The sequence below is a fragment of the Kocuria sp. LUK genome (assembly GCF_021012935.1).
In the GTDB taxonomy this organism is placed as follows: Bacteria; Actinomycetota; Actinomycetes; order Actinomycetales; family Micrococcaceae; genus Kocuria; species Kocuria flava.
Map to the genome: position 1 here is coordinate 197688 of NZ_JAJMZI010000004.1, position 16406 is coordinate 214093.

Below are 16406 nucleotides of genomic sequence, written 5' to 3' on the forward strand. Positions count from 1 at the left end.
CGGGCGCTCACCAGATGCGCACGCGCTCGGCCTCGGGCAGCCACAGCTCGTCCGCGTCCGTGAGCCCGAAGGCCTTGTAGAAGGCCGGGACGTTGCGCAGCGTCTGGTTGGCGCGGAACTCGTTGGGGGAGTGCGGGTCCGTGGCGATGCGCTGGCGCAGGGCCTCGTCGCGGGACTTCTGCTGCCACACGTAGGCCCAGGACAGGAAGAGCCGCTGGGCCGGGGTGTAGCCGTCGACCAGCTCGCCCGCCCCGAAGGCGCTGTCCCGGGAGAGCTCCCACGCCCGGTGGGCGATCGACAGCCCGCCGAGGTCGCCGATGTTCTCGCCCAGGGTCAGCTCCCCGTTGACCGACGGGCCGTCGGCCCCGAACTGGGCGGGGACGAGGTCGTCGAACTGGCGCACGAGCGCCGCGGTGCGCTCCTCGAAGGCGCGGCGGTCCTCGTCCGACCACCAGTTGCGCAGCCGTCCGTCGCCGTCGCAGGTCGAGCCCTTGTCGTCGAAGCCGTGGCCGATCTCGTGGCCGATCACCGCGCCGATCGCCCCGTAGTTCACGGCGTCGTCGGCGTGCTCGTCGAAGAACGGCGGCTGCAGGATCGCCGCCGGGAAGACGATCTCGTTGCGCAGCGGGTGGTAGTAGGCGTTGACCGTCTGCGGGGTCATCAGCCACTCGTGCCTCTCCACCGGGTTGCCGGCCTTGCGCACCAGCTCCGCGAGCCGGAACGCGCGGGTGCGCACGAGGTTGCCCACGAGGTCGTCGGGACGGATCTCCAGGGCGGAGTAGTCCTTCCACTTCTCGGGATAGCCGATCTTCGGGGTGAACTGCGAGAGCTTCTTCAGCGCCTCCTGCCGGGTCGTCTCCGTCATCCAGTCCAGCTCCGTGATGGAGATCCGGTAGGCCTCCAGCAGGTTCGCGACCAGCTCGTCCATCCGCTCCTTCGCGGTGGGGGAGAAGTGCGCGGCGACGTAGAGCTCGCCCACCGCCTCGCCCAGCACGCCGTTGACGAGCTCCACGCCGCGCTTCCACCGGTCCTTCAGGCGCGGCGTGCCGGAGAGGACGGTGCCGTAGAACGCGAAGTCGGCCTCGACGAACTCCGCGGACAGCCACGGCGCCCGGGCCGAGACGAGGTGCCAGCGGGCCCAGGCGCGCCAGGCGTCCAGCAGCTGCTCCTCCAGCAGCTCCTCCACGCCGGTGAAGAAGGTGGGCTGGGCGTTGACGACGGTCGCCAGCGCGGACACGGGCAGCTCGGCGCCCTCGGCCAGCAGCGCCCAGTCCAGCGCCGTCGTCGTGGCCGCGAGCTCCTCGAAGGCCATGGGGTTGTACATCTTCGTCAGGTCCCGCACGGTGACCTTGTCCCAGTGGTGGGCGGCGATGCGGGTCTCGAGGTCCACGACCGCACGGGCCTGCTGACCGGCGTCCTCGACCCCGGCCAGGGCGAGCATCTGCTCCACGTGGGCGAGGTACTCCGCGCGCACGTCCGCGTGCTGGTCGTCCCGGTAGTACTCCTCGTCCGGCAGGCCCAGCCCGGACTGGCCGACGAAGGCCAGGTAGCGCTCCGGGTCGCCCGGGTCGGAGTCGACGTCGATCTCGACCAGCCCGCCGATCCCGCGGCGGATCATCCGGCCCAGGTGGCGCACGAGGCCCGGGACGTCGGTGACGGCGTCGACCTCGGCGAGGTCCGCGGCCAGCGGCCCGGCGCCGAGGGCCTCGATGCGCTCCTCGTCCATGAAGGACGCGTAGAGGTTCGCGATCTTCGACTCGACCTCCTGCGGGTCCCCGGCGCGGGCCGTCGTGATCAGCTCGCGCACCGCGGCCTCGGCCTGGTCGCGCAGCTCGATGAACGCCCCCACCGAGGGCTTGTCGTCGGGGATCTCGGTGCGGGCCAGCCACGCGCCGTTGACGTGGCGGTAGAGGTCGTCCTGCGGCCGCACGGAGCGGTCGAAGCCCGAGAGGTCGAACACCGAGGAGGTCGCCGTATCAGTCATGCCCCCACGGTAGCGGCGCGGCGGCGCACCCGCGGCCGTGTTCCCCGACCGCGTAACGCCGCCCCTGGCCCTCCTCGCCCGTCCTCGTCCTCCCGCGGGCCACCCCGCCCGTCGCCGGGCCCCCACGGCAGCGGCGCGGCCGCGGTGGGGACCCGGCGACGGGCGGGGTGGCCCGGGCGGACGGGCGGCCCGTGGGCCGGTGCCGGTCAGGCGGGGCGCTCGCCCGTGAACTGCGGCTTGCGCTTCTGCTGGAACGCCGCGAAGCCCTCGGCGTAGTCCGCGCTGCGGCACAGCTCGCCCTGCACCCGGTTCTCGTTCTCCACCGACTCCCACAGCCCGATCCGCTCGTCGCGGATCTGGGCGACGAGCTCGCGGGAGGCGAGGAACGCTCCGGTCGCGCCCTCGGCCACGGCGGCGGCCCGGGCCCGGGTGAACTCGAGCAGCTCCTCGGCGGGCACGGCGCGGCTGAACAGGCCGGAGCGCACGGCCTCGGCCCCGCTCATCAGCTCCGCGGTGTAGATCAGGTCGAGCGTGCGGTGGGCGCCGAGCCGCTCGGTGAACAGGGCGTGGCCGCCGGAGTCGAGGGTCGCCCCGAGGTTGGCGAAGGGGGAGCCGATCTTGGCGTTCTCCGCCACGTAGACCACGTCGGTGGCGATGGCCAGGCCCAGGCCCACGCCGAGGCACGCGCCCTGCACGGCGGCGAAGGTCGGGGCCGGGAAGCGGCTCATGGTGCGCAGCAGCGGGGTGACCCTGCCGGCGAGGTAGCCGTAGGCGTCGTCGGTGGCGGGCTCGACCCCGGAGATGTCCCGGCCGGCGCAGAAGCCGCGGCCCTCGCCGCGCAGCACCAGGGCGCGCACCCCGGCGCGCTCCGCCTCGGCGTAGGCATCGCCCAGCTCGGCGAGGGCTGCCTCGTCCAGGGCGTTCATCTTCTGCGGCGCGTTCAGCACCACCTCCGCCACGGCGCCGTCGATGGTCAGGTCGATCACTGGGTCTCCTCGGGGTTCTCGGGGCGGTCGGGCAGGACGGGAGCCCGGTGCCGGGGACGGCACCGGGCTCCCGGGGCGGGCTCAGGCGTCGAAGTCGACCACGAGCTCGTCGGTGGTGGGGCGGGTCTGGCAGGTCAGCACGTAGCCGGCGTCGACCTCGTCCTTCTCCAGGGCGTAGTTCTCCTCCATCTCGAACTGCCCGGAGACGACCTTGGCGCGGCAGGTGCCGCACACCCCGCCGGCGCAGGCGAACGGGACGTCGGGGCGCACGCGCAGGGCGGCGTTGAGGACGGTCTCGTGGGCGCTCTTCGGGGACTCGATCCGGCTGGAGAGGCCGTCGAGGGTGAACTCGATCCCGTAGTTCTCCCCGGACGGGTCGGCCTCGACCACGCGGCCCTGCTGGCCCTGCGGGTTCTCGGGGCGGCCGGTGGTGAACAGCTCGAAGCGGATGCTCTCCTCGGGCACGCCGCGGGCGGCGAGGGTGTCGCGGCACAGCTGGACGAGCTCGAAGGGCCCGCACAGGAACCACTCGTCGGTGCGGTCGACCTGGACGACCTCGTCGAGGATCTCGTTGAGCTTGTCGGCGTCGATCCGCCCCGACATCAGGGGGCTGATCCGCTGCTCGCGGGAGAGCACGTGGTGGACGGCCAGGCGGGAGGGGTACTTGTCCTTGAGGTCGCCGAGCTCCTCGGCGAACATCACGTCCATCGCCGAGCGGTTGGCGTAGACGAGGTCGAAGGTCGAGGTCTCCGAGGCGCGCAGCACGGCCTTGGCGATCGCCATGATCGGGGTGATCCCCGAGCCGGCGGCGAAGGCGACCAGGTGCACGCTGCTGTTCTTCGCGACCTCCTCCGCGGCGAGCTTCTCGGGGTCGTTCAGCGAGGTCAGCCGCAGCTTCGAGGTGAACGCGCCCTGGGGGTTCATCACGTCGAGGCGGTCGCCCGCCTCGAGCTGCTCGTTGGCCCAGGTGGAGAAGACCCCGCCGATGTCCTTCTTGATCGCCACGCGGATCTCTCCCGGGCGCGGCTCGGCGCAGATCGAGTAGGAGCGGCGGACCTCGTGGCCGTCGATCTCGGCGCGCAGGGCCACGTACTGGCCGGGCAGGTAGTCGTAGTCCTCGACCAGCTCCGGCGGCACGGCGAAGGCGACCTCGACCGAGTCCGCGGTGAGCCGGCGGACCTGCGAGACCTCGAGGGAGTTGAAGGAGGCGCGGCGCTTGGCCGGGGCCTGGGCGGTGGAGTCGGTCATCAGTGCACCTTGAAGTAGTCGAAGGGTTCGAGGCACTCGTTGCAGACGTGGAGCGCCTTGCACGCGGTGGACCCGAAGCGGGTCATCTCGCGGGTGTTCAGGGAGTGGCAGCGGGGGCACTTCACGGCCAGGCCGAGCCGGACGGGCCCGGCCGCCGCGCGCCCGGTGGGCGGGGCGATGCCGTACTCCTCGAGCTTGGCCCGCCCCTCCGGGGTCATCCAGTCGGTGGTCCAGGCGGGCTGCAGGACGAGGTCCACGCGCACGTCCGCCCAGCCGGCGGCGTGCAGGGCCCGCTCGAGGTCCTCGGTGATGGTCCCCATCGCCGGGCACCCCGAGTACGTCGGGGTGATGACGACGACGGCCCGGCCGTCCTCGACCCGGGCGTCGCGGAGGATGCCGAGGTCGGCGACGGACAGCACGGGGATCTCGGGGTCGTTCACCGTGGTGGCGACGTCCCACACCCGGGCCGCCCCGGGGTCGGCCGGGCGCACCGCCAGGCCGGCCGCAGGGGCCTCGGCGCCGTGGTCGTGCGGGGTCATGGGAGGTCCTCCTGTCACCAGGTGGCGCCGGGGTGCTGGCGGGCCAGCACCTGCATCTCCGCCAGGATGTGCCCGCGCTGCTCGCTGAACTCCCCGGAGCGGTCCCCGCCCCAGGCGCCCGGGATCCCGGGGACCTCGAGGCCGGCCTCGTCCAGGATCCCGGCGATGCGGCGGTCGAAGTCGGCCCGCAGCGTGGACGGGCGCACGGCGATCCCCTCGAGCGCGTCGATGAGCTCGTCGTCGTGGAAGAGCTCGTCGACGTAGGGCCACATGTAGTCCAGCCCCTCCTGCACGCGGCGCTTGGACTCCTCGGTGCCCAGGCCCAGGCGCAGGATCCACTGGCTCGCGTGGTCCTGGTGGTACTGGACCTCCTTGAGCGCCTTGTCGGCGATCGCGGCGAGGGTGGCGTCGGAGGAGTCCACGAGCCGGCGGTAGAGCTCGTACTGGTAGTAGGAGAAGATCAGCTGCCGGGCGATGGTCTGCCCGAAGTCGCCGTTCTCCTGCTCCACGAGGCGGCAGGAGCGGAACTCCTCCTCGTCGCGGAAGTAGGCGAGGTCGTCCTCGGTCTTCCCCCAGGCCGTGCCGGCGTAGGTGAGGAAGAACCGGGCGTGGCCGAGCAGGTCCAGCGCGATGTTGGCCAGCGCGATGTCCTCCTCGAGCTCGGGGGCGCGGGCGATCCACCAGCCGAGGCGCTGGGCGAGCATCAGGGCGTCGTCGCCGAGCCACAGGGCGTAGCGGGCCACGTCCTCGGGGGCGGTGGCCCCGCTCGCGCCGATCTCCTCGGCGGTGATGGCCTGGCCGGCGCTCTGCCTGGTCGCGGAGTCGTGGGACGCGAAGCTCACAGGTGCTTCACCCCTTCGCTCTTCGTGTAGTAGGTCGCGTGGCGGTAGCTCTTGCCCTGCGGGGACTCGAAATACCCGCCCTTGGAGTCGGGGTCCGAGGCGGAGACGGCGTCGGAGGGCACGACCCACACGGAGGTCCCCTCGTTGCGGCGGGTGTAGAGGTCGCGGGCGTTGCGCAGCGCCATCGTCGCGTCGGGGGCGTGCAGCGACCCGGCGTGGACGTGGGAGAGCCCGCGCGAGGACCGCACGAACACCTCCCACAGGGGCCACTCGCCGGCCGAGGCGTCGATCGTGCTCACGGTGTTCTCGCTCATGGGGCGTCAGGCTCCGATCAGCTCGGCGGAGGCGTGCTCCGCGGCGGTCTTGCGGGCGTAGGCGGCGGCGGCCTCGCGGACCCACGCGCCGTCGTCGTGGGCCTGCCGGCGGCGCTGCATGCGCTGGGAGCTGCACGGGCCCCGGCCGGCGATCACGGCCTTGAACTCGTCCCAGTCCAGGGGCCCGTAGTCGTAGTGGCCGCGCTCCTCGTTCCACTTCAGGTCCGGGTCCGGCAGGGTCAGGCCCAGGGCCTCGGCCTGCGGGACGATCATGTCCACGAAGCGCTGGCGCAGCTCGTCGTTGGAGAAGCGCTTGATGTTCCAGGCCATCGACTGCTTGGAGTTGGGGGAGTCCTCGTCCGGCGGGCCGAACATCTGCAGGGCGGGGCCGTAGAAGCGGTTCACGGCGTCCTGGGCCATCTTCTTCTGGGCGGGGGTGCCGTGGGAGAGCTCGTAGAGGATCTCCCAGCCCTGGCGCTGGTGGAAGGACTCCTCCTTGCAGATGCGCACCATGGCCCGGCCGTAGGGGCCGTAGGAGGCCCGGCACAGCGGGACCTGGTTGGCGATCGCCGCGCCGTCCACGAGCCAGCCGATGGCGCCCATGTCCGCCCAGGTGCGGGCGGGGTAGTTGAAGATCGAGGAGTACTTGGCCCGGCCCTCGAGCAGCTGCTGGTTGAGCTCGTGGCGCGGGGTGCCCAGGGTCTCGGCGGCGGAGTAGAGGTAGAGCCCGTGGCCGGCCTCGTCCTGGACCTTCGCCATGAGGATGGCCTTGCGCTTGAGGGAGGGCGCCCGGGAGATCCAGTTGCCCTCGGGCTGCATGCCGATGATCTCCGAGTGGGCGTGCTGCGAGACCTGGCGGACGAGCGTCTTGCGGTAGGCGGCGGGCATCCAGTCGCGGGGCTCGATGCGGGAGTCCTCGGCGATGATGCGGTCGAAGTGCTCCTGGCCCGCGCGCTCGGCCTCCGCCTGCTCGGCCGCGTCCGCGGCGGGCACGGCGTGGAGCCCGGTGTTCTGCGACGTCATGGTGTCCCTCTTCCGAAACGTGGTGGGATCCGCGGGGTGCCCCGCGACTAACTGACCGTTCGTTCAGAATATGCGCCCCCGGCGGCTCCGTCAACAGGTCCGCGGGTCCGTTCCGGGTTGACACGGGAGCCGTTCTGGGATTGTCTACTGAACATTCGGTCGTGAATTGTGAGGAGTGTTACATGGCCCAGGACCACCCCATCCTCGCCGGGGACCACGCGTCCCGCTGGATGGGCATCGAGGTGGACCGCGCCGAGTACGGCAGCGCGCAGATCCGCATGACCCTGCGCGAGGAGATGCTCAACGGCTTCGGCATCGCCCACGGCGGCATGATCTTCGCGTTCGCCGACACGTGCTTCGCCCTCGCCTGCAACGACCCCGCCGGCGACGGCAGCACCATCACGGTGGCCTCCGGCGGCGACATCAACTTCATCTCCTCCGCGCGCCGGGGGCAGACCCTCACGGCCGTGGGCACCGTCCGCGCCCGGGCCGGCCGCAGCGGTGTCTACGACATCCAGGTCACGGCCGACGGCGAGCTCGTCGCCGAGTTCCGCGGCCGCAGCCGCACCATCCCCAACCCGGCGCGCCGCGCCGCGCCCCCGGCCGAGCAGCCCGCGGAGCCCGAGCCCGCCCTGCCGTCCGGGTCCGCCCAGCCGTCCGCCCCGCAGTCCCAGGAGGCCTGACCATGACCGAGTGCTCCGTGCCGAACCCCTACGCCCCCGCCGCTCCTGCCGCGGACCGGTCCCAGCCGGACCCCGAGGAGACCATGAGCCGGGACCGGATCGAGGCGCTGCAGCTCGAGCGGCTGCGCTGGACCGTCCACCACGCCTACGAGAACGTGCCCGCCTACAGGGAGCTCTTCGACGACCACGGCGTGCACCCGGGCGACCTCAAGGAGCTCGAGGACCTGCGCCTGTTCCCGTACACGGACAAGGAGTTCCTCCGGAAGGCCTACCCCTTCAAGTCCCTCGCGGTGCCGATGAACGAGGTCCGGCGCATCCACGCCTCCTCCGGCACGACCGGCCAGCCCACCGTGGTCGCCTACACCGAGAACGACATCAGCACCTGGGCGAGCCTCGTGGCCCGCTGCTTCCGGCTCTCGGGCGTGCGCCCCGGGGACAAGGTCCACAACGCCTACGGCTACGGCCTGTTCACGGGCGGCCTCGGCGCCCACTACGGCGCCGAGCGCCTGGGCTGCGCCGTCATCCCGATGTCCGGCGGGCAGACCGAGAAGCAGGTCCAGATGATCCGCGACTTCGAGCCGCAGGCCATCCTCTCGACCCCCACCTACCTGCTGACCATCGCCGACGGCTTCCGGAAGCTCGGCCTCGACCCCCGGGAGACCTCCCTGCGCACCGCCGTGCTCGGCGCCGAGCCGTGGACCGAGGAGATGCGCCGGGAGATCGAGACGACCTTCGGCATCGACGCCTGCGACATCTACGGGCTCTCCGAGGTCATGGGCCCCGGCGTGGCCGGCGAGTCGGCGCAGTCCAAGGACGGCTCCCACATCTGGGAGGACCACTTCCGCCCCGAGATCATCGACCCCCTCACGGACGAGGTCCAGGAGACCGGCCGCCCCGGTGAGCTGGTGTTCACCTCCCTCACCAAGGAGGCCCTGCCGATCATCCGCTACCGCACCCACGACCTCACCCGGCTGCTGCCCGGCACCGACCGCCCCGGCCACCGGCGCATGGGGCGGATCACGGGCCGCTCGGACGACATGATCATCCTGCGCGGGGTCAACCTGTTCCCCTCGCAGATCGAGGAGCTGGCCCTGCAGGTGCCCGAGCTGAGCCCGCACTTCACGCTCGAGATCACCCGGCCGAACCGGATGGACCAGATGACCATCAACATCGAGCGCCGCGAGGAGGTCACGGTGGAGGCCGCCGAGGCCGGCGGGCAGAAGCTCGTCCACGCCATCAAGACCAAGATCGGCTCCTCCGCCGCGATCCGCATCGCCGAGCCCGGCACGCTCGCCCGCTCCTCGGGCAAGCTGCGCCGGGTCTACGACCTGCGGGACAAGTGAGCCGCTGACCCCGCCGCCGGGTCCCCGGGGGACACCCGGGGACCCGGCGGCGGGGTAGGATCGTTGCTCCCCGCGCCCTCCCCACCCGATCGAGGTCCCCATGACGCACGCCCCGGCGCCGGCCGCTCCGGCCGGCGAGACGCCGCGCCGCGGCCGGCCCGGCTACGACCGCGAGACGCTGCTGAGCGTCTGCGTGGAGGTCTTCAACGTCCACGGCTACGACGCGACGTCGATGGGGACCCTCTCCAAGCACCTGGGGATCTCCAAGTCCGCGATCTACCACCACGTGGAGTCCAAGGAGGAGATCCTCGAGCAGGCGCTCGCCCGCGCCCTCGACGCGCTCGAGGAGGTCCTGGCCGGCGCCGCGGCCGCCGAGGGGCCGGCCGTGGCGCGGCTCGAGCGGGTGATCCGCGGGACCGTGCGCGTGCTCGTGGAGCAGATGCCCTACGTGACCCTGCTGCTGCGGCTGCGCGGGAACTCGGAGGTCGAGACCCGCGCCCTCGAGCGGCGCCGCACGGTCACCCGCCGGGTGGGGGAGCTCATCGAGCGGGCCCAGGCCGAGGGCGCCGTGCGCGACGACCTCTCCGGCCGCTCGGCGGCCCGTCTGCTGCTGGGCATGATCAACTCGATCGTGGACTGGTACCGGCCCGAGGCCGGGGACACCACGGACCAGCTGGCGGACACGGTGGTCGGCCTGGCCTTCTCGGGCCTGCGCGCCCCCTGACGCCCACCCGGTCCGTCCTCCTCCCGCGAGGTCCCACCGGCAGCACGAGACCCCGTGCAGCCGTCTGCGGCACGGGGTCTCGTGCTCACCGTGGGTTCTCGCGGACTCCGGCGGGACCACCAGGACCACCAGGACCACCAGGACCACCGGGCCCGGCGGGCCCGGCGGGCCCGGCGGGCCCGGTGGTCCCGGGCGGAGCGGGTCGGATCAGGCGGTGGGCCAGGTCTTCGCCACGAGGGTCAGCACGTCGTAGGTCGCCACGATCTCGTCGTGCTGGTTGTGCAGGACCGCGTCCCAGCAGACCTCTCCGTACTCGTCGGTCACCCGCGGGGTGATCTGCTTGGCGGTGAGGGTCACCCGGATGGCGTCGTCGTAGGTCACGGGGGTGATGAACCGCAGGTTCTCGAGCCCGTAGTTGGCCAGCACCGGCCCCGGGGCGGGCTCCACGAACAGCCCTGCCGCCCACGAGACGAGCAGGTAGCCGTGGGCCACCCGGCGCGGGAAGAACGGGTTGGCGGTGGCGGCCTCCTCGTCGGTGTGCGCGTAGAAGGTGTCGCCGGTCCTCTCGGCGAACTCGAGGATGTCCTCGAGGGTCACCGTGCGCAGCTCGGAGGCGAACTGGTCGCCGATCCGCAGGGTCTCCAGCGACTTGCGGAAGGGGTGCTCGCCGGTGCCGTTCCCGACCGCCTCGCGGGTCACGGTGTTCGCCGCCGCGCCCCGGTGCCACACGCCGGTGACGGCGGTGAGGATGTCGGGGGAGCCCTGCAGGGCGGTGCGCTGCATGTAGTGCTTCACGCCGCGCACGCCGCCCAGCTCCTCGCCGCCGCCGGCGCGGCCGGGGCCGCCGTGGATCAGGTGGGGCATGGGCGAGCCGTGGCCGGTGGAGGTCTTCGCGTCCTGGCGGTTGAGGAAGTGCACGCGGCCGTGATGGGCGCCGATGCCGGCGGCGAAGGCCGCGGCGGTCGGGCCGTCGTTCGTGCACACGGTCGCCACCAGCGACCCGCCGCCGAGGGCGGCCAGCCGCACGGCGTCGTCGACGTCCTCGTAGCCGATCACGGAGGTGACCGGGCCGAAGGCCTCGACGAAGTGGACCTCGGGGGTCTCGGGGTCGTCGAAGGACAGGACGGTGACGGGGAAGAAGGCGCCGGTCCCCGCGCCGTCCACGGCCTCGTCGGGCCCGCCGAGGCGGACCGTGCCGCCGGCGGCCACGAGCCGCTCCACGGCCTTGCGGACCTCCGTCTGCTGCTCCTTGGAGGCCAGGGCGCCCATGGTCACGCCCTCGGTGCGGGGGTCGCCGATGACCACCCGCCGGCGCACGCGCTCGGCCACGGCCGCCACGACGTCCTCGACGCGCTCCTTCGGCACGATGACGCGGCGGATGGCGGTGCACTTCTGCCCGGCCTTGGAGGTGATCTCGGTGAACACGGCCTTCACGAAGGCCTCGAACTCCGGGGTGTCCGGGGTGGCGTCGGGGCCGAGGATCGCGGCGTTGAGGGAGTCGGTCTCGGCGGTGAACCGCACGCCGCCGTTGACCACGTTGTCGTGCTCGCGCAGCGTGCGAGCGGTGGCGGCCGAGCCGGTGAAGGCGACGTGGTCGCGGTAGTCGAGGTGGTCGAGCAGGTCCCGGGCGGAGCCGGAGATCAGCTGGAGCGAGCCCTCGGGCAGGATCCCGGACTCGAGCATCAGCCGCACGCACGCCTCGGTGACGTAGCCGGTGGGCGTCGCGGGCTTGACGATCGTGGGCATGCCGGCGACGAACGCGGGGGCGAACTTCTCGAGCATCCCCCACACGGGGAAGTTGAACGCGTTGATCTGCACGGCGACCCCGGGCATGCGGGTGTAGACGTGCTCGCCCAGGAACGAGCCGTCCTTGGACAGCTGCTCCACGGCCCCGTCCACGATCACGTTGGCGTTGGGCAGCTCGCGGCGGCCCTTGGAGGAGAACGTGAAGAGGGTGCCGATCCCGCCGTCGACGTCGAAGAAGTGGTCCTTGAGCGTGGCCCCGGTCGCGTAGGAGAGGTCGTAGAGGGCCTGCTTGTGCTCGGTGAGGTGCTGGGCGAGCTGCTTGAGCTTCAGCGCCCGCTCGTGGATCGTGAGCTCGCCGAGGGCCTTCTGCCCGACCGTGCGGCCGTGCTCGACGGCGCCGGCGGTGTCGATGCCGTCCGTGGACACCCGGGCCACGACCTCACCGGTCGAGGCGTCGGCGACCTCGGTGACCTTCTGCGGGTTCTCCGGGCTCCACCACCGGCCCGCGACGTAGCTGGGCAGGATGGTCTGGGTCTGTGCTGCCACGGTGCGTGGTCCTTTCGCTCGGGTGCGCGCGGGCGGGGAGGACCCCGGCCGCATCCTGACCGATCGTTCGGTATTATGACCACGATAGCCCACGTCACATCCTGGGACCACCGTCGGCCGGCAGCGGCTGCGGACCCGGCCCCGACCCCCGACCGAGGAGCTCCATGACCGCGACCGAGACCCCCGAGCCCTGGCGGATCGTGCTGGGCGAGCTGGACGAGAAGATGGGCGTGACCGTCCTGGAGCAGTCCGCGCAGCGGGTGGTGGCCACGATGCCCGTGGCCGGCAACCGGCAGTCGCTGGGCCTGCTCCACGGCGGGGCGATGGTCGCCCTCGGGGAGGCCGTGGGCTCGTGGGCGGCGGTCATCCACGCCTCGACCATGGGCAAGGTCGCGGTGGGGGTCGACGTCAACGCGACCCACCACCGGTCCTCGACCGACGGCACCGTGCGGGCGACGGCGACGGCGATCCAGCTCGGCCGCAGCCTGACCTGCCACGAGGTGCTCATCGAGCACGAGGACGGCACCCGGCTGTGCACCGTGCGGATCACGAACTTCCTCAAGGACCGCCCGGCTGGCTGAGCCGCTCGCGCAGGGCGGTCAGCTCCCCGGCGCCGAGGCCGGCGGCGCGCAGCCAGGCCGCGGCGTCGAGGCCCCGGGCGAGCGGGGCCAGGGCGGCCCTGCGGTCGGCGAGCACGGCCTCGAGCCGCTCCGGCGGGTGGTGGCGCTCGACCGGGTGCGGCACCGGCGCGACGCGGTGCCACGCGTTGATCCCGCGCACGGCGGCCTCGTCCTCGGCGAGGATCCGCTCCGGGGAGGCGCCCGCGAGCCGCAGCAGGAGCAGCGCCAGCAGGCCCGTGCGGTCCCGGCCCGCGGAGCAGTGGACCACGACCGCGCCCTCGGCGGCGGCCACCGCCCGCACGGCCGCCCCCACGGGGCCGGGGAACAGCCGCAGGTAGTCGGGGTAGGCGCGCGGGTGGTTGAGGTAGGGGGTGCCCACGAGGGAGAACTCGGGGTGGGCCGGGTCCTCGGTGGGCCGGTGCAGCACGGTGATCCCGGCGCGGGCGGCCGGCTCGTCCACGGGGTCCTCCGGCCGGCGCCGCCGCTCGTCCCCGTTGCGCAGGTCCACCACGGTGCGCACGCCCGCGGCCGCGGCCGCGCGCCAGCCGGCAGGGGTCAGCCGCTCGGAGCGGCCCATCCGCCACACGTCCCCGGCCAGCCGCCGGGCGTTGAGCGCCCCGTCCCAGCCGGCGGGGGGCCCCGGTCGATCGTCCATGGCCCCACCGTAGGCCCCCGGTCCGACGACGGAGTGCCCCACGGCCGCCCGGGGCGCGCAGGCCCCGGGCTGTCGCGGGGCGGCGGGCGGTGCGCCTGTCGCGGACGGGGCGGGCCCCGGCCGCCGGGCGAGGCCGCACGGCCGGCACGGGCTCCCGGACGGCCGCAGGACCCCGGTCCCGCGCGGGACCGGGGCCCTGCGGCCGGTGCGGACGGGCCTACTGCTCGTAGTCGAAGAAGCCCTTGCCGCTCTTGCGGCCCAGCTCGCCGCGGGCGACCATCTCGCGCATCAGCTGCGGGGGCTCGAAGCGGGGCCCGAGCTCGGAGGCGAGGTACTCGGCGATGCCCAGGCGCACGTCCAGGCCCACGATGTCGGTCAGCGCCAGCGGGCCGACGGGGAACTTGTAGCCCAGCACCATGGCGTTGTCGATGTCCTCGGGGGAGGCCACGCCCTCCTCGACCATGCGGATGGCCTCGAGGGCGATCGCCACGCCCAGGCGGGAGGAGGCGAAGCCGGGGGCGTCGTTGACGACCACCGGGGTCTTGCCCAGGCCCTCGACCCACTGCACGGACAGCGTCCTCAGCTCCTCGCCGGTGTGCTTCGAGAGCACGACCTCCACGAGCTTCGAGGCCGGCACGGGGTTGAAGAAGTGCAGGCCGCAGAAACGCTCGGGGCGGGCCAGCTGCTCGGCGAGCCCGTCCACGGACAGCGAGGAGGTGTTGGTCGCCAGCCACGCGCCCTCGCCCAGGTGGCGCTCGGTCTCCTGCAGCGCTGCGACCTTCAGGTCCCAGGACTCGGGCACGGCCTCGACGACGAGCCCGGCCGGGGCGAAGTCGGCGTGGTCGAGGGAGACGGTGAGGTTCTCGGCCCACGCGTCGAGGTTGCCGTCGATCGCCCCGCGCTCGAGCGACTTCGCGAGGTCGCGCTCGATGCGCTCCCTCGCGGCCTCGGCGGCCTGGGCGTCGCGCTCGACGACGGTCACCTTCGCCCCGGCGAGGAGGAAGGCGTGGGCGATCCCGGCGCCCATGCGGCCCCCGCCCAGGACGCCGACGACGGCGGGGACGGTGCGTTCGTGCTTCTCGGTCATCCGTGCTGCTCCTGCTTCTTCTGCTTCCGGTCCAGGAACGCCTGCATCCGGTCGAACTTCGCCTGCGACTCGAAGAGCACGGCCTGGGCCAGCTCGTCGACGTGCGGGTGGGCCTCGCGCGGCATGGCGAAGACCCGCTTGGTGATGCGCACGGCCAGGGGGTCCTGGGCGGCGATCCGGTCGGCCAGTGCGTGGGCGGCGCCGACCAGCTCGGCCGGCTCGTGCAGCTCGGTGACCAGGCGGGCCGCCAGGGCCTCCTGGGCGTCGAGGATCCGCCCGGCCAGCAGGATCTCCAGGGCCAGCGGCTCGCCCACGAGCTCCTTGAGCCGCCACAGCCCGCCGGCGGCGGCGATGATGCCCAGGTTCGTCTCCGGCTGGCCGATCTTCAGGTGCGGGGTCGCGAGGCGGAAGTCGGCCGCGTAGGCCAGCTCGGCGCCGCCGCCGAGGGCGTAGCCGTCGATCGCGGCGATCACCGGCAGGGGCAGCCGGTGGATGCGGTCGAAGATCTGGGAGTTGATCCCGGCCAGGGCGTCGTCGCGGCGGCGCTCGCGCAGCTGGGCGATGTCCGCCCCGGAGGCGAAGATGCCCTTCCCGTTCACCTCGGTGCCGGAGAGGATCAGGACCTTCGGGTGGCGCTCGAGGTGGGCGCACACCGCGTGCAGCTCCTCGACCATGGTCGCGTCGATCGCGTTGCGCACCGCGGGGCGGTCGAGGACCACGTGCAGGCGGTCCTCCCGCTCCTCGAGCCGCAGGGCGGTGAACTCCCCGGTCAGCGCGGGCGCCATCAGAGGGTCTCCACGAGCATTGCCGAGCCCTGGCCCACGCCCACGCACATGGTGGCCAGGCCCCTGGTGGCGCCCTCGCGCTCCATGCGCCCGAGCAGGGTCACGACCAGCCGCGACCCGGAGGAGCCCAGGGGGTGGCCGAGCGCGATCGCCCCGCCGTCGTTGTTGACGATGCCCGGGTCGAGGTCGAGGCGGCGGATGCACGCCAGGGACTGGGTCGCGAAGGCCTCGTTGAGCTCGACGGCGCCGAGGTCGCCGATCGACCAGCCGGTGCGCTCGAGCACCTTCTGGGTCGCGGGGACCGGCCCGATGCCCATGATGTGCGGGGGCACCCCGGCCGAGGCGCCGTCGACGACGCGCGCCCGGGCGCGCAGGCCGTACTTCTCGGCCGCCCGCTCGGAGACGACGAGGATCGCCGAGGCGCCGTCGTTGAGGGAGGAGGAGTTGCCGGCGGTGACGATGCCGTCGGTCTTCACGACCGGGCGCAGCTTGGCGAGCACCTCGGCGGTGGTGCCGGGGCGGGGGCCCTCGTCGGTGTCCACGACGGTCTCGGCGCCCTTGCGGCCCCTGACCGTGACCGGGACGATCTCGTCGGCGAAGTGCCCGGCGTCGATCGCGGCGATCGCCTTCTCGTGGGAGGCCACGGCGAAGGCGTCGGCGTCCTCGCGGGTGATGCCGTCCACGGCGGCGACCTCCTCCGCCGTCTCGGGCATCGAGTAGGTCATCTTGTCGTGCTTCTTGAACTCGGGGTTCGTGAAGCGCCAGCCGATCGAGGTGTCGAAGACCTCCCCGGGCTTGGCGAACGCGGTGGCCGGCTTCTCCATGACCCACGGGGCCCGGGACATCGACTCCACGCCACCGGCGACGACGATGTCCGCCGCCCCGGCCTTGATCATCTGCGAGGCCATGGTGATCGCCGACAGCCCCGAGGCGCACAGGCGGTTGACGGTCATGCCCGGGACGGTGTCGGGGAAGCCGGCCAGCAGCCAGGCCATGCGGGCGACGTTGCGGTTCTCCTCGCCGGCGCCGTTGGCGTTGCCCAGGATCACCTCGTCGACGTCGTGCGGGTCGATCCCGGCGTCGGTGACCACCTGCTTGACGACCAGGGCGGCGAGGTCGTCCGGGCGCACACTCGAGAGCGCGCCGCCGTACCGGCCCACGGGGGTGCGGGCGCCGCCGACGAGGAAGGCCTGAGGGGCTGAGGACATGGGAGAGCTCCTGTCGCGTCGGGAGAGGCCGGCGCGGGCGACGGTGCCCAGCAATAACCGACCGAACGTTCGA

General features: G+C 73.0%; 16 protein-coding genes. 4 read left to right on the forward strand and 12 right to left on the reverse strand.

Annotated elements, in window-relative coordinates; all coding sequences use genetic code 11:
• Window positions 1-7: 7 nt before the first annotated feature.
• The 7 genes from LQU92_RS08855 to paaA form a co-directional block, all read right to left on the reverse strand.
• A complete protein-coding gene (locus LQU92_RS08855; protein ID WP_230779980.1) occupies window positions 8-1984 on the reverse strand; it encodes a M13 family metallopeptidase in 1977 nt (658 codons plus the stop codon).
• 206 nt (window positions 1985-2190) lie between these two features.
• Entirely contained in the window at window positions 2191-2970 is a 780-nt protein-coding gene (locus LQU92_RS08860; RefSeq protein ID WP_230779983.1) for an enoyl-CoA hydratase/isomerase family protein, read from the reverse strand.
• Between the two features lie 81 nt (window positions 2971-3051).
• Window positions 3052-4218: a 1,2-phenylacetyl-CoA epoxidase subunit PaaE gene (paaE, locus tag LQU92_RS08865; protein WP_101851553.1), complete on the reverse strand. Its 1167-nt coding sequence runs from the start codon at window positions 4216-4218 to the stop codon at window positions 3052-3054.
• Window positions 4218-4757 (reverse strand): 1,2-phenylacetyl-CoA epoxidase subunit PaaD, encoded by a 540-nt coding sequence (gene paaD, locus LQU92_RS08870; protein WP_230779986.1) that lies wholly within the window; start codon window positions 4755-4757, stop codon window positions 4218-4220. Before paaD ends, paaE begins: the two co-directional genes overlap by 1 nt.
• Before the next feature lie 14 nt (window positions 4758-4771).
• Window positions 4772-5599, reverse strand: coding sequence for a 1,2-phenylacetyl-CoA epoxidase subunit PaaC (gene paaC / locus LQU92_RS08875; protein WP_230779989.1), 828 nt, complete (start codon window positions 5597-5599; stop codon window positions 4772-4774).
• Window positions 5596-5913 carry a 1,2-phenylacetyl-CoA epoxidase subunit PaaB gene (gene paaB, locus LQU92_RS08880; protein WP_101851556.1) on the reverse strand — a complete coding sequence of 106 codons (318 nt, stop codon included), beginning with the start codon at window positions 5911-5913 and terminating at the stop codon, window positions 5596-5598. Before paaB ends, paaC begins: the two co-directional genes overlap by 4 nt.
• Window positions 5914-5919: 6 nt before the next feature.
• Window positions 5920-6936, reverse strand: a complete 1017-nt coding sequence (paaA, locus tag LQU92_RS08885) for a 1,2-phenylacetyl-CoA epoxidase subunit PaaA (RefSeq protein ID WP_101851557.1) — start codon at window positions 6934-6936, stop codon at window positions 5920-5922.
• Between the two features lie 182 nt (window positions 6937-7118).
• Here paaA and paaI point away from each other — a divergent pair, with 182 nt between their 5' ends.
• From paaI to LQU92_RS08900, 3 genes are all read left to right on the forward strand, one after another.
• Window positions 7119-7619 carry a hydroxyphenylacetyl-CoA thioesterase PaaI gene (gene paaI / locus LQU92_RS08890; protein ID WP_058857307.1) on the forward strand — a complete coding sequence of 167 codons (501 nt, stop codon included), beginning with the start codon at window positions 7119-7121 and terminating at the stop codon, window positions 7617-7619.
• Between the two features lie 2 nt (window positions 7620-7621).
• On the forward strand, window positions 7622-8962 hold the full coding sequence (locus LQU92_RS08895) for a phenylacetate--CoA ligase family protein (protein WP_101851559.1): 1341 nt from the start codon (window positions 7622-7624) through the stop codon (window positions 8960-8962).
• A 100-nt stretch (window positions 8963-9062) separates the two neighbouring features.
• The gene (locus tag LQU92_RS08900; protein WP_230779994.1) at window positions 9063-9686 is read left to right on the forward strand and encodes a TetR/AcrR family transcriptional regulator; all 624 of its coding nucleotides are present in this window, start codon (window positions 9063-9065) and stop codon (window positions 9684-9686) included.
• Between the two features lie 207 nt (window positions 9687-9893).
• Here the strand turns inward: LQU92_RS08900 and paaZ are convergent, their stop codons facing one another.
• Window positions 9894-11978: a phenylacetic acid degradation bifunctional protein PaaZ gene (gene paaZ, locus LQU92_RS08905; protein WP_230779997.1), complete on the reverse strand. Its 2085-nt coding sequence runs from the start codon at window positions 11976-11978 to the stop codon at window positions 9894-9896.
• A 164-nt stretch (window positions 11979-12142) separates the two neighbouring features.
• Here paaZ and LQU92_RS08910 point away from each other — a divergent pair, with 164 nt between their 5' ends.
• On the forward strand, window positions 12143-12559 hold the full coding sequence (locus LQU92_RS08910; protein ID WP_058857303.1) for a PaaI family thioesterase: 417 nt from the start codon (window positions 12143-12145) through the stop codon (window positions 12557-12559).
• On the opposite strand, the gene LQU92_RS08915 is transcribed toward LQU92_RS08910, so the two are convergent.
• From LQU92_RS08915 to LQU92_RS08930, 4 genes are all read right to left on the reverse strand, one after another.
• Entirely contained in the window at window positions 12537-13253 is a 717-nt protein-coding gene (locus tag LQU92_RS08915) for a tyrosine-protein phosphatase (RefSeq protein WP_230779999.1), read from the reverse strand. The genes LQU92_RS08910 and LQU92_RS08915 overlap by 23 nt on opposite strands.
• Before the next feature lie 217 nt (window positions 13254-13470).
• Window positions 13471-14340 carry a 3-hydroxyacyl-CoA dehydrogenase family protein gene (locus LQU92_RS08920; RefSeq protein WP_230780002.1) on the reverse strand — a complete coding sequence of 290 codons (870 nt, stop codon included), beginning with the start codon at window positions 14338-14340 and terminating at the stop codon, window positions 13471-13473.
• Window positions 14337-15125 carry an enoyl-CoA hydratase/isomerase family protein gene (locus LQU92_RS08925; RefSeq protein WP_230780005.1) on the reverse strand — a complete coding sequence of 263 codons (789 nt, stop codon included), beginning with the start codon at window positions 15123-15125 and terminating at the stop codon, window positions 14337-14339. Before LQU92_RS08925 ends, LQU92_RS08920 begins: the two co-directional genes overlap by 4 nt.
• Entirely contained in the window at window positions 15125-16333 is a 1209-nt protein-coding gene (locus tag LQU92_RS08930) for a thiolase family protein (RefSeq protein WP_230780008.1), read from the reverse strand. Before LQU92_RS08930 ends, LQU92_RS08925 begins: the two co-directional genes overlap by 1 nt.
• Window positions 16334-16406: the final 73 nt, after the last annotated feature.

Coding starts and splice junctions, on each gene's coding strand:
- LQU92_RS08915 (WP_230779999.1), bottom strand. CDS start 13,253: ATGGACGATCGACCGGGGCCCCCCGCCGGCTGGGACGGGGCGCTCAAC.
- LQU92_RS08900 (WP_230779994.1), top strand. CDS start 9,063: ATGACGCACGCCCCGGCGCCGGCCGCTCCGGCCGGCGAGACGCCGCGC.
- paaD (WP_230779986.1), bottom strand. CDS start 4,757: ATGACCCCGCACGACCACGGCGCCGAGGCCCCTGCGGCCGGCCTGGCG.
- LQU92_RS08920 (WP_230780002.1), bottom strand. CDS start 14,340: ATGACCGAGAAGCACGAACGCACCGTCCCCGCCGTCGTCGGCGTCCTG.
- LQU92_RS08925 (WP_230780005.1), bottom strand. CDS start 15,125: ATGGCGCCCGCGCTGACCGGGGAGTTCACCGCCCTGCGGCTCGAGGAG.
- LQU92_RS08910 (WP_058857303.1), top strand. CDS start 12,143: ATGACCGCGACCGAGACCCCCGAGCCCTGGCGGATCGTGCTGGGCGAG.
- paaB (WP_101851556.1), bottom strand. CDS start 5,913: ATGAGCGAGAACACCGTGAGCACGATCGACGCCTCGGCCGGCGAGTGG.
- LQU92_RS08855 (WP_230779980.1), bottom strand. CDS start 1,984: ATGACTGATACGGCGACCTCCTCGGTGTTCGACCTCTCGGGCTTCGAC.
- paaE (WP_101851553.1), bottom strand. CDS start 4,218: ATGACCGACTCCACCGCCCAGGCCCCGGCCAAGCGCCGCGCCTCCTTC.
- LQU92_RS08895 (WP_101851559.1), top strand. CDS start 7,622: ATGACCGAGTGCTCCGTGCCGAACCCCTACGCCCCCGCCGCTCCTGCC.
- paaI (WP_058857307.1), top strand. CDS start 7,119: ATGGCCCAGGACCACCCCATCCTCGCCGGGGACCACGCGTCCCGCTGG.
- paaA (WP_101851557.1), bottom strand. CDS start 6,936: ATGACGTCGCAGAACACCGGGCTCCACGCCGTGCCCGCCGCGGACGCG.
- LQU92_RS08930 (WP_230780008.1), bottom strand. CDS start 16,333: ATGTCCTCAGCCCCTCAGGCCTTCCTCGTCGGCGGCGCCCGCACCCCC.